Here is a 14,297-nt window from a genome sequence, read left to right as displayed (position 1 = left end):
ACTGTAGCTGCGGCTATTTTGCAAAAAAAAGGACTCAATGTAAAAATTGTAGAAAAGCAGAAATTCCCACGTTTTGTCATTGGGGAAAGTTTGCTTCCACGCTCGATGCACAATTTTGAAAAGGCCGACTTTATTGATGTAATAGAGCAGGCAGGTTTTCAAAAAAAATATGGAGCAAAATTCGCTGACAAACATGAGATCTGTGACTTTGACTTTGCCAGCCAGTTTTCTGATGGCTGGAAGTGGACATGGCAGGTAAAGCGTGACCGGTTTGACCACTTACTGGCAGAAGAGGTTGTAAAAAGAGGCATACCCCTAGACTATGAGGCAGAAGTAACTGCTGTAAGGTTCAACGAGGACGGGTCATCCGTAACTACAGTGAATAAAGAAAGTCATACTTCAAATATCCATGCCCGTTTTATTGTAGACTCCAGTGGTTATGGCAGAGTGCTTCCCCGGCTACTGGACCTTGACCACCCTTCGGGATTGCCCGAGCGCAGTTCGTTTTTCTGCCATGTAAAGCCAAAGGAAGTTTCCAACGACAAGGAAAGGATGCGGATCATCATTATTGTTTATACACACGATGTCTGGGGCTGGGTAATCCCTTTTGCTGATGGCACTTCATCAATAGGTATTGTAGGTTCGCCTGAAGGTGTACACCGTTATGAAGGAACAAAGGAGGAGCAAATGAGAAAGTGGATAGCAGAGATACCGGCACTTCAGGAGCGCTTCACGGATTGTGAAATGGTGTTTGAGCCCCGGACAATAACCGGTTACGCATCAGCGGTTAAACAACTTTATGGTAATGGCTATGTATTGACAGGCAACGCTTCGGGTTTTGTTGATCCCATTTTTTCGTCAGGTGTAACACTGGCTACTGAGTCGGCTGCACTGGCAGCGGAGCTGATTTTCGATCAACTGGCCGGAAAGACCGTGAACTGGGAGAAGGATTACTCTGAATATATTCTCGGTGGTGTAGATGTTTTCAAAACTTTTATTGAGGCCTGGTATGCAGGAGACCTTCAAAAGATATTTTTCAGTGCAAGCCCTAATGAAAAAATAAAACAACAGATCTGCTCGGTGCTGGCTGGTTATGTGTGGGATCTTGAAAACCCTTTTGTGAAAAAGCATGACCGCGTATTAAGTAACCTCGCCAAGGTTGTTTCCTCTTAAAAAAGAACCCCTCGAAAAGCATCGAGGGGCTTTATTTTGTCATTACAGCCAGTTGATTATTTACCTCTTTTGTAACGCTTCTGGTCAGCTTTGAAGTCATCGCCACTTTCATTGATGGTATTGTAAATGGTGCGTGCCCAGTAATTTCTAAACCCAAAACCTCTGGCATCAGTGGTGTAGCTGCGTTTCCATAAAATTTCCTTGCTTGCTATATCAAAAAACACTACATAAATAACGGCGCTTTGTCTGTATTTATTCAGCGACTCAACTACATAAACCAATCCGAGGCCTTTATTAGCCTTTTCGAGGTCATAATCTTTTATGATCTCTTCAACTTTACCTTCTTCAAACTGATAGCTATCATTGATCACCAGTTCATCCACTTCGGGAATATCATTTCTCCTGTCCACCACACTCAGGTCAGTAATCTGTCCTGATTTGTAATAGGCTTCCTGCAGGTTATATTTATCGGCCTCCGCTAATACCAGCTCGTTCCATGCATCAAAATATTTGTGCTTTACCTCGTAGGGTTCACTAAAGCCATCACGCCCGATGCATTTCACATTGGAATAGTCAAGCCCGCACCAGACAAAATCGGAGCTTCCATATAATAAGGCTTTGCCAGACTGCGCTTTTACTTGAATTAGCAGGCACATCAAAGCAATAGATAATAAAATTTTTCTCATAGCATATGTGACTTTATAAATTAATTATACCAAAACTATATATAAAATCACAAATACATAACTCTGACAGCAAGAATTTAGTTGAGTTGCTTCCTTCTTCGATGTTTTACAAAACTTCCTGGAGCACTTTTATGGAATTGATCTCCTTAAGGGAATCGACATTGGTCTGGAAAAATTTGATTATATGATCCAGCATCTTTCTTCTTGAGCTGTTGTTGAGTTTGGCAGATTCTTCATAGGAGTTATCCATCAATTCTTTAGCTAGTTGTGCTTCTTCTGCATAAAAAACATCGAGAAAGTCTGAGCTTTCCATCCCAAAGCCGAGATACTTGGAGAGCTTGAGCATAAACTGAAGGTGAAAATTCTGAAAATTGCTTCCCAGATGATCCAATATTTCGATGGAGTGATATATAAACTCAAAAAGATCGTGTACTTCCCCTTCCTCTTTCACACATTTATAAAGGATTTCGGCCATAAACATGGCAATGGCCGTTTTTCTGATGTCAGTCGGTATAGTCTGGAAAGGGCTGCCACATTTTACTTCTGATATTCTGTTGATATCTGCGGACTCTTTGTAATAAACCACCAGATCAAGTAAAGTAAGCGGCTGATAAAGGGCGATCTTGCCTTTAGAAGATTTACTTCTCACCCCATTGATCATGTAGGTTTGCAGGCCAAATTCCTCGGTAAATACCTTGGCAATTATCGATGTATCCCGATATTTAAAATATTTGAATACTATGCCCCTGGTCTTGTGAAGCATCAGTTTATAACTGCTATTTTACCCACATATGTATCCTCACCATCTTCGGTAGCACTAAATACAAGGTAGATGCCCGAAGCTGCTCTGTTACCATTGTAATCGGCAACATTCCATGTGGCAGTGCCTCCATTGGCCTGCATTTGCCAGATCAGTTTCCCGGAAGTGTCCGTGATTTTCACGATAGCGTCTGAAGCCAGGCCGGAGATGCCAACGGTGCCTTTAAGATCTTCCGTTACCGGATTGGGAAATATTTTAACCTCTGAATGCTCTGCCCTTGCTTCCGTAGCTGTACCTCTATATGAAACAATGCCCTTGCTTGTGGCAAAGAATACCTCTCCGGTTTGCGGGTTAATTTCTATATCAAAGACCCTGTTATCAGGAAGCGGGCTGTTAGTTTGATCAAAATGCAAAATCTGTTCGTCGGCGGCATCATTGAACAGCCATGCTCCCTTATTCGTACCTATCCACTTCCGGTTGCCACCATCCACTTTGATGCTTAGCACTTCCTCATCTTTAAACAGCAACCCACTCTCAAAAACAGGCTCAACGGCATCTACATTACCCTGAAGTACTTCTGAGGGTAACGTGAACACGGAGACTCCATTATTGGTGCCGACCCATACCAAACCCTCTTTATCAAGGGCAAAGTCATAAACCTTATCTCCTTTCAGGCCGCCATTATTAGCGGCATCTGACAGAAATCTATAGGCCTGGGTTTCGGGATCATATACAAAAATCCCACCCTCCACGGCAGGATCGGTGATCATCCATATGTGATCATATACTTCCATAACCTTTATGGGGAATTGTGCTACTGTAAGGTTAAAGCTGTGCGATGTCCAGTTACCGTCATTGTTCAGAAGATGTAATGCGTAAGGTGTGCCATAGTTAAGCACCCAGAGACCATTGCCGGCTTTAGCAAGTCCGGGCACCATCACACGTCGTCCGGAAGCAGCAAGGTTCTGTAGTGGGCTGTTGGTCTCATCCATTATAGTAGTTTCCCCACTATTTGTAATCTTCAAAAGACCGTAACCTGCTGATGCAAGAAACAGACTGCCAGCCCCCTCCTGATATACGCCATCTACTATGTCATTGAATTCGGGGATGGTTTGATCAACACCCACCGTATTATAATTAAGCCAGCCGTCATTATTAAACACATAAAATCCGGCATCATTTCCCTGGGGAGACATGCCCGGTCCATAGCCACCCGGGAAGGCGTAAACAGATCTGCCAAACTGGCCGAGCCTGAATATATCATTTTTGTAAGGGCCATCCAGGGTAAAGGATTGAAACGGCCCATTGTAGTCGGAGATCAAACCGTTTTCAGAATCTGCAATCCAAAGACGTCCTTCACTATCAATAATTGCCATGTTAACTGCGGACAGCAATTCGCTTTGAACAGGATTTTCCTGCATGTCCGGTGAAAGCCTGATAAGTCCGCCATTGTAGGCAATCATAGCCTGCTGATCTCCGCCAGATGTATTGCGAAAATCAACACCTGCTAGTACGCTTGTTGCCTGCCATACATTCTGGTATTTATATAGTTGATCCCCATTTATACCCGCTATAATCATATTATCTAATGAGACGATAATTTCCACCGAGGCAGCGGGTATACCATCTGCTATATCAAACCTTTTCCAGTTTTGGTAGTCCAGCAAATTTGTATCATTTATAAGGTTGCCGGCTATTACACCTTCTTCGGTGGCGAGAAATAAGCTGTCGTTTAAAACAGTGCCCTGATTAACAGTTAATGGCTCTGCCCCTGCACCTAACTCCCTGTACGTTTCTGTCACCTCAAGCCTGTTCAGATCAAGTTTTAATACGCCGTAGTCCGTGGCTATATAGGCAAATGACTGATAGCTGGTAATATGATTAATTTTCTTTGAGCCTATAACCTGTGAGGTAGAGGTGAGATCGAGGTTAAAGATCTCATTGCCACGAATTACATCCAGGTTTCCCGAGCCATAACCTATCAGGAGCTGAGATGAATTGCTGTCAAAATAGAGCGCGGTTATATCTTCTGCCTGCAGGCCGTCTATCTTCGATATTGTTGTTATGCTGTTGTCGTCCTTGTCAAAATAGAAAAGGCCACTTTCGGCAGAGGCGAATATCCTGTTTCCGGCTTCGACGACATGATTTAAATTGTAATATGAATAATGTGTGCGCCAGGTACCTACAGGGATATCATTTTGGGCAAACGAATGTTGCCATAGTATAAAACAGAAAATAAATACGGCTAGTCTGTTCACTTGTTTTGTTTACGATCTTTCATGCCTTCAAAGAAGCTTCTTCTGCTTCTGGCTTCATACTGTTGCTTTTCCCCGAGCAAAACTTTGCCCTGATCGTCTGTAAGCCTGAATGAAAAAGATGCCAGCTCACCTGACTGGGCGCATATGGCATGGACTTTTGTCACAAATTCAGCTACAGCAAGCAGGTTAGGCATGGGGCCAAAGGGTTTGCCTTCAAAATCCATGTCCAGTCCGGCCACGATCACTCGCTTGCCACTGTTTGCCAGCTTATTGCAAACTGTAACGATCTCTTCGTCAAAAAATTGAGCTTCATCTATACCTACAACGTCACAATCACCAGCCATAAGTATAATGTCATCGGCAAAATCTACCGGCGTAGATCTGATGGCATTTTCATTATGGGACACTACATCACTCTGATGGTACCTGACATCTACAGCAGGCTTAAATATTTCGACCTTCTGCTTAGCAATAAGCGCGCGATTTAACCTTCTTATTAACTCTTCGGTTTTCCCCGAAAACATACACCCGCAGATCACTTCAATCCACCCTGTTTTCTTGGCTTTACCAAAATTAGGCTCTACAAACATTCTTCAAAAATAGTAATTAGATGTGAGACTTGAGATATGGGGAGGTGGTTTTGATGTGGGTTTGGGATTTGCTTGTTCGTTGGGCCGGAAGACGGGAGTCCGAAGACCTGCGTTGCAACATGACCAATGAGCGGTGACCGGTGGTTGGTAATCGGTGTGATTTGCATATTGGCTATTGGGGAGCAAGGCTGGAGTAATGGCGCTCAGCGTTTGGTGATCAGTGGGTTGGTAACTGAATAGTGAAGAGAAAACCGTTAACGGCTTGTGAACTGTAAACAGACTAGTCTGAGTATTTCATATGGGGCAGTTTACTGGTTTCAGGGACTTTTATAATGATCTCCCCTTTTTCAACTATGCATTGGCAGGTTAGTCTTTCGTTGGGTTTCAGGGCGTCCATATCTACAAAGCGTTTTTCATGGGTGGTGAGGGGTGCCAGGTTTTCTTCTCCTTGCAGGATTATGGCCTTGCAGGTGGTGCATCTGCCTTTACCACCACAGGCGTGCATCCAGTCGATGAAATTATCCTGGAGTATATTCAATATTGATTTAGACGTTTCGTTGCTTGAAATGATTTTGTTATCGAGATTTTTAACAACGATCTTAGGCATATTTGCTAACTTTATAAATGTATTTGCCAGACAAAGGTAAAAACGATAATTGATTAGGGTAATTGAAAAGTATGGAAAATAATCTTAACAATAGAGGAATCGAAGAATATTGCGACCGGTTCTGTGAAATTGTAGCTTCTCAACATTTTAATAATAACCAAACCATCTCCGGAAAGGAAATACTGGAACTCCAGGAAATAAGACAGATTAACTTATTCGTTATCAAGTATTTACTCTCCGAATGGACTAAAGAGGTCACCAAGCTTAAAAGTCCGTATTTCAATTATGATGCCCCTGAGGCAAAGACTGCACTTAAGGAGTTTATGAACATTCTCTCCAGGCACATTTCGGTAGAAAAAGAGTATTTTATGCCTCTGCTTAAGCAAGCTACCAGGGATACTTTGCTACTTATATTTTCTCCCTATGATTATTACATGCACCTTATTCATGACCCTGAAAATCAGGAGTTGTCCCTCAAGGAGCTGAAAAGGATGTCAAAATATGTAAAAATTAATAACAATTTGCTGCAAGCGCTCATTGGGAAGATAGAAGAGCAGGGTTATCAGAGGATCTCCGAAGAGAAAGCAGGAAAATTGCTAAATGAGGTGTTTCAGAATATCCAGGAAAGTCCGGCGGATACGGATGAGTACCTTGAAGTGTTTTCACGAACACTGCCTCTTACGGAGGCCATCATCTATGGCGAATCGTCTAAAACAAATGAAGTGGCCCAGCAGAAAAAGCCTCTTCCTAAAGAAAAGCCTGTAAATGAAATAGCTGAGGATTCAGTTTCCACAATTAACGATAAGCATTCGGCAGAACAAAAACCTACTATTGCTGACAGCCACCGCAACCGAAAAATCGAGAGCATCAGGAAGCACATCAGCATTAATCAGAGGTTTATGTTTATCAACACCCTTTTTTATGGTGATGAGGAAACCTACAACCGTGCTATTGACTACCTGGACAACTGCGAGGACAAGCGATCTGCCTCTCTCTACCTGGCTTCCGAATACCCGGAATGGGACAAGGAGAGTGAGGAGGTTGGTGAGTTTATGGAGCTTCTGGAAAAGCGGCTTGCTTAACCGCTTTACCTTACCAGCACCTGCATTCTGTGGGCATCGAGTTTAAGGAAAATAAAGATAAGGATAGTAAACCCGATCAGGGATGATCCTCCGTAACTAAACATAGGCAGGGGTATACCAATAACAGGGAACAGCCCAATAGTCATACCTATATTTACAGCAAAGTGGAAAAACAGAATACAAACCACGCTGTAACCGTACACCCTTGCGAAACGCCATTTTTGTCTTTCTGCTATAAAAATGAGACGCAATAGCAGTGTTACAAATAATGCAATAAGTATAAAGCTGCCAATCCAGCCGTGTTCTTCACCTATGGTACAAAAGATAAAGTCGGTACTCTGCTCCGGCACAAAGTCGAATTTCGTCTGGGTACCCTTCAAGAACCCTTTGCCTGAAAAGCCACCACTACCTATGGCAATTTTGGACTGTGTTACGTTCCACCCATACCCCAAAGGATCAGCATCTGGATTGATAAGGGCTTTGATCCTGTTTTGCTGGTGAGGCTTCAATACATCTGAAATAACGTAGTCGACACTTTTTATAACGCCGGTCACCAACAAGGCTGCAACTACAACAAGGGTTATTCTCTTTGGCGTTCTTTTGCCAAAGAAGATGACGAGGGCAGCAATGGATACAATGCCTATATATAAATACAGATGGTTTGGCACCAGTAAGGTCAGTATAAAGATAATACCAGCCGCTGTTCCCAAAAGAAGCAACATAGGGGACATACCTTCCCTGAAAAACACAAACAGGAAAATGGAATAAACCATAGCAGTACCTGTATCACCTTGCAGCATAATCAGGATAACGGGTAGCCCGATGATCCCGAACAGCACGGCCTGGTTTTTCAGATGATCCATTCTAAAACCACTGGTACCAATAAATTTGGCTACGGCCAGCGCAGTAGCAAATTTGGCAAACTCGGAGGGCTGAAACCTGAAAACTCCTATCTCAAACCAGGATTTGGAGCCCGCCACCTCTCTACCAAATACCAATACGAAAATGAGCAAAAACATTACTCCTCCGAAAATAAAATAGCCGAAGGTGTCATAAAATTTAAAATCAACAACCAGAATGGCGATGATCAGCACCACGGAAGCTGCAATGAACATCAACTGCCTCCCACTGTTCAGTGTTGTGCTAAAGATATTCTGGGCTGCCGATTCATCATAAACCGCAGCATATATGTTAAGCCAGCCTAGTATAACGATAAGGAAAAACAGTAAAACTGTTGCCCAATCAAGCTTACTAACAATGCTATCCGATCTTCTCACTATAAAAATTCTCCTTTCTTCACGTATGCTTCAATATGTGGTCGCTTAGTTTCACCAAGCAGGTATTTCTCTATCATTAAACTTGCAATTGATGCTGCAGCCCTGGCGCCCTGCCCGGCATCTTCCACATACACAGAAACTGCAATCTTTGGATTGTCTTTGGGTGCAAAAGCTATAAAAACCGAGTGGTCAGGCAGCGGGTCATTCTGCACGGTACCTGTTTTTCCGCAAACTACAATATCCTTCAACTGAGCCCTGTACTGCCCGGTCCCTGACTCTACCACCTTGGCCATGGCCTCCACAGCAATATCAAAATGCTCCGGAGAAACAGCCGTATAACGTTTTTCAGTATATTTAGGGAGAGGCTCACCGCTTTCACCAACTGATTTGACCAGGTGAGGAATGTAATAATAACCTCTGTTTGCCACTATTGCCGCGAAATTTGCCATTTGCAGCGGTACTACAAGATTTTCTCCCTCCCCAATCGCTATTGAATAAATGTTGGAATATTTCCATGGCTTATTATTGTAAGCACGATCATAGTAAGACACACTCGGTACCATACCTGATTTTTCATTGGGCAGGTCAATGCCTAATGGTGATCCCAGGCCAAAACTCTCAATATATTTGTGCCATTTAGCCAGGCCAATTCGTGTATCTTCATAAGTATCTTGCGTTACTTCCTGATTGACAACCCGCTTCATAACTGTATAAAAATAGGGGTTGCAGGAGTGCTTGATTGCACCTACGAGATCTTCATATGAATGTGGTCCGTGGCAACCAATTATCCCTCTGTTACAGGCTATTCTGGTATGTCTGTTTATTACCCCTTCCTCCAATGCCACCATGGCTTGTATAATTTTGAAGATCGAGCCTGGACGGTACTGCGCCATTAACGGGCGGTTAAACAAGGGCTTTAAGGTATCGGCACTAATTGCAGCAAAGTTTGCACTGTAATTTTTACCAGTGAGGCGTTTAGGGTCATAAGAAGGGCCTGATACAATAGATAGAATTTCACCTGATCCCGGCTCTATCGCCACAATACTACCGGCTTTGCCCTCCATTAGCTTTTCTCCATACCGTTGCAGATCAATATCTACGGTGGTCATGAGATTTTCACCGGCTATGGCCAGAGTATCATATTTACCTCCCTCGAAATCTCCTTTTTCAATCCCCCTTACATTCCTGATCTTAAATTTCACTCCCCTTCTGCCCCTAAGCTGCTTTTCGTAGTAAGCTTCTATGCCACTTTGCCCGATATAGTCACCCTGATGGTAATAGTTGAGAGTATCCCTGTCTAATTGTCTTTGGTTAATCTCACTTACGTATCCCAGCGCATTTGCCATAACCGGGTATGCATAAGCTCTGGTAGTCCTGGCCTGGATATCAAAACCGGGGAAATCAACCAGATAATCTTCCACTCGCGCCAAATCAGTGCTTGAGAGCTGCTTAATGAAGATGTTCGGCTTTACATACGAGAAGCCTTTGGTTTTCGACATCTTCTCGTACTTATCTTTGAATTCCTGTGGTGTAAGGTTAAAAAGATTGCAAAACTGTAAGGTGTCCAGTTTTGTCACTTCTTTCGGGGTAACAGTTAAATCATATTGGGGTGTATTGTAAACGATAAGTTTGCCATTTCTATCATAGATCAGACCCCGGTATGGATACTCCACTACCCGGTGAATAATGTTACTTGTTGCAGCCTGCGCATATTTATCATCCAGCACCTGAATGGAAAACAGTTTGATCAGAAAGATTATCGCAACGACAATCACAATCAACTGTATTACATTCTTACGTGAATCGTTCATAGTCCTCTCCTCTTATTATAAAACAGGTATTGTGTAATCAGAATTACGGCGAAAGTAAACCATGTACTAAAAAAAGCTTTGGACAGGGTAAAACCAAACAATCCAAAACCGGCAGACTCTATAAAAAACAACACACAATGGTGAAGAAAAATTAGCGGCAGAGTATAAAAACTAAACCATTGCCAGCCGTTCAACCTTACTGTGGGCATGGAGCCTGTGTCATAGCCACCCTGCGGAGTGAGCAGGTTAAGCCAGTAGTTCCTTACGAACATTATAAACACACAGGCAGCCGCATGAATTCCCAGACTGTCATAAAAAATATCAACTGATATACCTAATATAAAACCCAGCGTCATCAGGGTAAGCACACCGGTCTCCACTGGCAATACAAGGAGAAAGGCTATATATAAAAAGCAAAACGACTTATCAAAAAGAACCAGGTTTTTGAGCAGGAGTACCTGTATCAATACATACAGAAAGAAAGAAATGATTTGTAATATAAGTCTCCTGTTCAGCATTAAAATATTTCAGCGTTAGTTTCCAATGAATCTTGTTCGGTTTTCAGGCTATTTTTGATGAGGTATACATAAGAGATCTCATTCAGGTCACTGGCCAATGATATGGTGATGTCATAGAAAAGTGCGTCTTCCCGGACTTCTACTTCCTTCACTACGCCAATAGGAACTCCTTCCGGAAATATGGCATTATACCCTGAGGTAACAATGGTATCGTTCACCTGAGGTTTTACATGCCTGGGAACATACAAGAGCTGAGCAATATATGGGTCTCTTCCGCCCCACTTTACCGTAGCAAGATCGCCGGTCCTTTTAATTTTAGCAGAAACCAGTACATCTCCATGTAAAATCGAGGTAATGACTGCAAAATGTTTTGATACAATCTTTACCTTCCCCACTACGCCATCATTGCCAATAACTCCAAAACCGGGTTCAACGCCATCTTCGGAGCCTTTATTAATGGTAATGTAGTTATTAAACCTCCGTGTGGAATTGTTTATAACCTTAGCGCTTATGTATTCATATTTTCTAATGACCGTACTATCGGTATCAGGAATAGTAAGGCTATCCATTTTGGTCAGTGAGCTGTCATTGACCGTGGATATCTTGATTTCGACAAGCCTTTGGTTAAGCTGCTCAAGCTGCTCTTTCAGGTCGGCATTCTCCCGGGCAAGGTCGGTATTGACTCTTGCCAAACTAAAATAATCGGAAATATTGCCAGACGACTGGAGCAGTCCTGCCGCCATACGGTTAGAAGAATTAAAAAACTTAGCTCCCTGATAATTGTTGTTTTGTATAATAAACCAACTACAAAGTATCTCTAGGAAAAGAAATGTCAAGAACGCTCTGTATTGATAAAGAAACAGAAATAATCTTTGCATTTATCCCGTGTTGATCAAAAGTCAAATAAATTTAGTTAGCCTAACTACAAAACGAACAACGATTACGTCATCAGTACTGCCTTGAAAGAATTCAGGTTTTTAAGTGCATGTCCTGTACCTCTTACAACTGCCCTTAACGGATCCTCAGCCACATGGATCGGCAATTTAGTTTTTAAAGCAAGACGCTTATCTAGTCCGCGAAGCAAAGCCCCACCACCAGTAAGGTGAATACCGTTGTCATAAATATCTGCCGATAGCTCGGGCGGAGAAATCTCCAAAGCTTTTAGCACTGCCTCCTCAATCTTGGAAACTGACTTATCAAGGGCAAATGCTATTTCAGAGTAAGAGATCTTTATTACTTTAGGAATACCTGTCATCAGGTCACGGCCTCTGATCTCGTAATCCTCTGGGCCGTCGTCAAGTTCGGTAAGTGCAGAACCTACCTCTATCTTCACTTTCTCTGCAGATCTTTCACCGATCAGCAGGTTGTGCTGTCTACGCATGTAGTCGAGGATGTCTCGGTTAAACGTATCACCCGCCACACGGATAGACTGGTCGCAAACTATACCGGAAAGTGCTATTACTGCAATCTCAGTGGTTCCTCCTCCGATATCCACGATCATGGAACCTACGGGTTGTTCGATATCTATACCTATACCTATGGCTGCTGCGATAGGCTCATGGATCATATAAACCTCTTTGGCTCCGGCATGCTCCGCTGAGTCACGTACAGCCCTTTTTTCAACTTCAGTAATACCTGATGGTATACAGATCACCATACGGTGCGAAGAAGGGAACAACTTTTTACCACTATCGATCATTTTGATCATTCCCCTGATCATATGCTCAGCAGCATGGAAGTCAGCAATCACACCATCCTTTAGTGGACGAATGGTTTTGATATTCTCATGCGTCTTTTCGTGCATCTGCATGGCTTCCCTACCAATAGCCAGTACCTTGTTGGTATTTTTATCGATGGCTATTATCGAAGGCTCATCTACTACTATTTTGTCTTTATGTATGATTAGGGTGTTAGCTGTACCGAGGTCAATGGCTATATCACTAGAAAAAAAATCGAACAATCCCATGTTATGTTGTCAAATGGTTAGGCTTATCAATAAGTGGAAATTTACAAATTTGTTTCTTTTTAACTTGCAAAATTACGTTTTTTTAATGTTTGAAATGGCGTATTCCGGTAAATACCATAGCCATGTCGTTTTTGTCACAAAAATCAATGGAATCCTGATCTTTAATAGAGCCGCCGGGCTGTATTACTGACTGTATACCTTCGCCATGGGCTATCTCCACACAATCAGGGAAAGGGAAGAAAGCATCCGAAGCCATAACGGCACCGTTAAGATCAAAACCAAAGCTTTTGGCTTTATGTATTGCCTGCTTCAAAGCATCTACACGCGAGGTCTGTCCTACACCACTGGCCAGCAGTTGCCCATCTTTTGCCAACACTATGGTATTGGACTTGGTATGCTTGGCCACTTTACTGGCAAAGATCAGGGCTGATTTATCTTCCTCCGCAGGAGCTTTCTTTGTCACTACCTTAAGGTCTTCAAACGTATCCGTTTTCAAGTCCCTGTCTTGCTCTATTACTCCGTTCAGCAGGCTTTTATATTGTTTTTTTGTATTCAGTTTATATTGTTGTTTCAGCAGTATCCTGTTTTTCTTTTGCTTCAACACCTCCAGGGCGTCTTCTGTAAAATCAGGAGCTATCAAGATCTCAAAGAACAACGAATGCATAGCTTCTGCCGCATCTTTATCCATGGTTTTGTTGGTGATCAATACTCCTCCAAAAGCCGAAACGGTATCAGCAGCGAATGCTTTTTCATATGCCTCCTTCACTGTGCTGCCTGTAGCCACACCGCATGCATTGGTATGCTTTAATATGGCAAAGGCAGTATCGTCAAATTCTTCAATCAACGAAACTGCCGCGTCAATATCAACAAGATTATTGTAAGAAAGTTCTTTGCCGTTGAGTTTCTCCAGCATTGAATCAAGATCACCGTAATATGCGCCCTCCTGGTGTGGGTTTTCGCCATACCTAAGCACTTTTTTGCTTCTCAGGCTTTGCTTAAAACTACCTACTTCACCATTACCATTGAAATAGTTGAATATGGCAGAATCGTAGTGAGAACTCATATCAAAGGCCTTAGCTGCAAACAGCTTTCGGTCAGCCAGTTCTGTAGCCCCTTCTTTTTCTCTCAACAACTGTTCAACATCAGCGTACTGCTCCCTTGATGATACAATAAGCACATCTTTGAAATTTTTAGCAGCGGCTCTGATGAGTGAAATGCCACCAATATCAATTTTTTCAATAATATCCTGCTCAGCAGCTCCGGAAGCTACTGTTTCTTCAAAAGGGTAAAGGTCAACAATCACCAGGTCTATGCTGGGTATTTCAAACTCATCGGCCTGTTTCTGATCATCGGCAAGCTCCCTCCTGTACAAGATGCCACCAAATACTTTGGGGTGTAGTGTTTTTACCCTACCTCCAAATATTGAAGGGTAGCTGGTTAAATCTTCAACAGCCGTTACTTCCACGCCAAGGTCTTCAATAAATTTCTGAGTACCTCCTGTTGAAAAAATTTGTACATTGTTCTGTGCGAGTAGCTTAACTATCGGCTCAAGGTTGTCCTTATAATAAA

Annotated in this window: 13 protein-coding genes; 2 read left to right on the top strand and 11 right to left on the bottom strand. The window is 42.7% G+C overall.

Features of this window, described 5'->3' with window-relative positions:
- Positions 1-1,173 (top strand): NAD(P)/FAD-dependent oxidoreductase (locus E1163_RS10130; RefSeq protein ID WP_155171326.1); only part of this gene is annotated, 1,173 nt, incomplete at its 5' end.
- Positions 1,174-1,229: 56 nt separating this feature from the next.
- Here the strand turns inward: E1163_RS10130 and E1163_RS10125 are convergent.
- The 5 genes from E1163_RS10125 to E1163_RS10105 form a co-directional block, all read right to left on the bottom strand.
- Positions 1,230-1,859, bottom strand: coding sequence for a hypothetical protein (locus tag E1163_RS10125; protein ID WP_155171325.1), 630 nt, complete (start codon positions 1,857-1,859; stop codon positions 1,230-1,232).
- A gap of 106 nt (positions 1,860-1,965) precedes the next feature.
- Entirely contained in the window at positions 1,966-2,622 is a 657-nt protein-coding gene (gene recO / locus E1163_RS10120; RefSeq protein ID WP_155171324.1) for a DNA repair protein RecO, read from the bottom strand.
- Positions 2,622-4,877 carry a type IX secretion system anionic LPS delivery protein PorZ gene (gene porZ, locus E1163_RS31540; protein ID WP_155171323.1) on the bottom strand — a complete coding sequence of 752 codons (2,256 nt, stop codon included), beginning with the start codon at positions 4,875-4,877 and terminating at the stop codon, positions 2,622-2,624. Before porZ ends, recO begins: the two co-directional genes overlap by 1 nt.
- A complete protein-coding gene (locus E1163_RS10110; RefSeq protein ID WP_155171322.1) occupies positions 4,874-5,467 on the bottom strand; it encodes a thymidine kinase in 594 nt (197 codons plus the stop codon). The genes porZ and E1163_RS10110 overlap by 4 nt, the downstream gene beginning before the upstream one ends.
- Positions 5,468-5,747: 280 nt before the next feature.
- Positions 5,748-6,074 (bottom strand): 2Fe-2S iron-sulfur cluster-binding protein, encoded by a 327-nt coding sequence (locus E1163_RS10105; RefSeq protein WP_155171321.1) that lies wholly within the window; start codon positions 6,072-6,074, stop codon positions 5,748-5,750.
- Between the two features lie 71 nt (positions 6,075-6,145).
- Between E1163_RS10105 and E1163_RS10100 the strand changes: the two genes are divergently transcribed.
- On the top strand, positions 6,146-7,156 hold the full coding sequence (locus E1163_RS10100) for a hypothetical protein (protein WP_155171320.1): 1,011 nt from the start codon (positions 6,146-6,148) through the stop codon (positions 7,154-7,156).
- A 5-nt stretch (positions 7,157-7,161) separates the two neighbouring features.
- On the opposite strand, the gene rodA is transcribed toward E1163_RS10100, so the two are convergent.
- The 6 genes from rodA to purH all read right to left on the bottom strand — a co-directional run.
- The gene (rodA, locus tag E1163_RS10095) at positions 7,162-8,433 is read right to left on the bottom strand and encodes a rod shape-determining protein RodA (RefSeq protein WP_343033802.1); all 1,272 of its coding nucleotides are present in this window, start codon (positions 8,431-8,433) and stop codon (positions 7,162-7,164) included.
- Entirely contained in the window at positions 8,433-10,244 is a 1,812-nt protein-coding gene (gene mrdA, locus E1163_RS10090) for a penicillin-binding protein 2 (protein ID WP_155171319.1), read from the bottom strand. Before mrdA ends, rodA begins: the two co-directional genes overlap by 1 nt.
- A complete protein-coding gene (locus tag E1163_RS10085; protein WP_246223592.1) occupies positions 10,241-10,762 on the bottom strand; it encodes a Rod shape-determining protein MreD in 522 nt (173 codons plus the stop codon). Before E1163_RS10085 ends, mrdA begins: the two co-directional genes overlap by 4 nt.
- Positions 10,762-11,640 carry a rod shape-determining protein MreC gene (mreC, locus tag E1163_RS10080; protein ID WP_155171318.1) on the bottom strand — a complete coding sequence of 293 codons (879 nt, stop codon included), beginning with the start codon at positions 11,638-11,640 and terminating at the stop codon, positions 10,762-10,764. The genes E1163_RS10085 and mreC overlap by 1 nt, the downstream gene beginning before the upstream one ends.
- Before the next feature lie 62 nt (positions 11,641-11,702).
- Positions 11,703-12,728: a rod shape-determining protein gene (locus tag E1163_RS10075; protein WP_155171317.1), complete on the bottom strand. Its 1,026-nt coding sequence runs from the start codon at positions 12,726-12,728 to the stop codon at positions 11,703-11,705.
- A gap of 82 nt (positions 12,729-12,810) precedes the next feature.
- Positions 12,811-14,297, bottom strand: a 1,487-nt coding sequence (gene purH / locus E1163_RS10070; RefSeq protein ID WP_155171316.1) for a bifunctional phosphoribosylaminoimidazolecarboxamide formyltransferase/IMP cyclohydrolase, incomplete at its 5' end; no start/stop codon positions are given.

Source organism: Fulvivirga kasyanovii, assembly GCF_009711405.1.
Lineage (GTDB): Bacteria > Bacteroidota > Bacteroidia > Cytophagales > Cyclobacteriaceae > Fulvivirga > Fulvivirga kasyanovii.
This window is presented reverse-complemented; position numbering and strand designations above follow the sequence as displayed.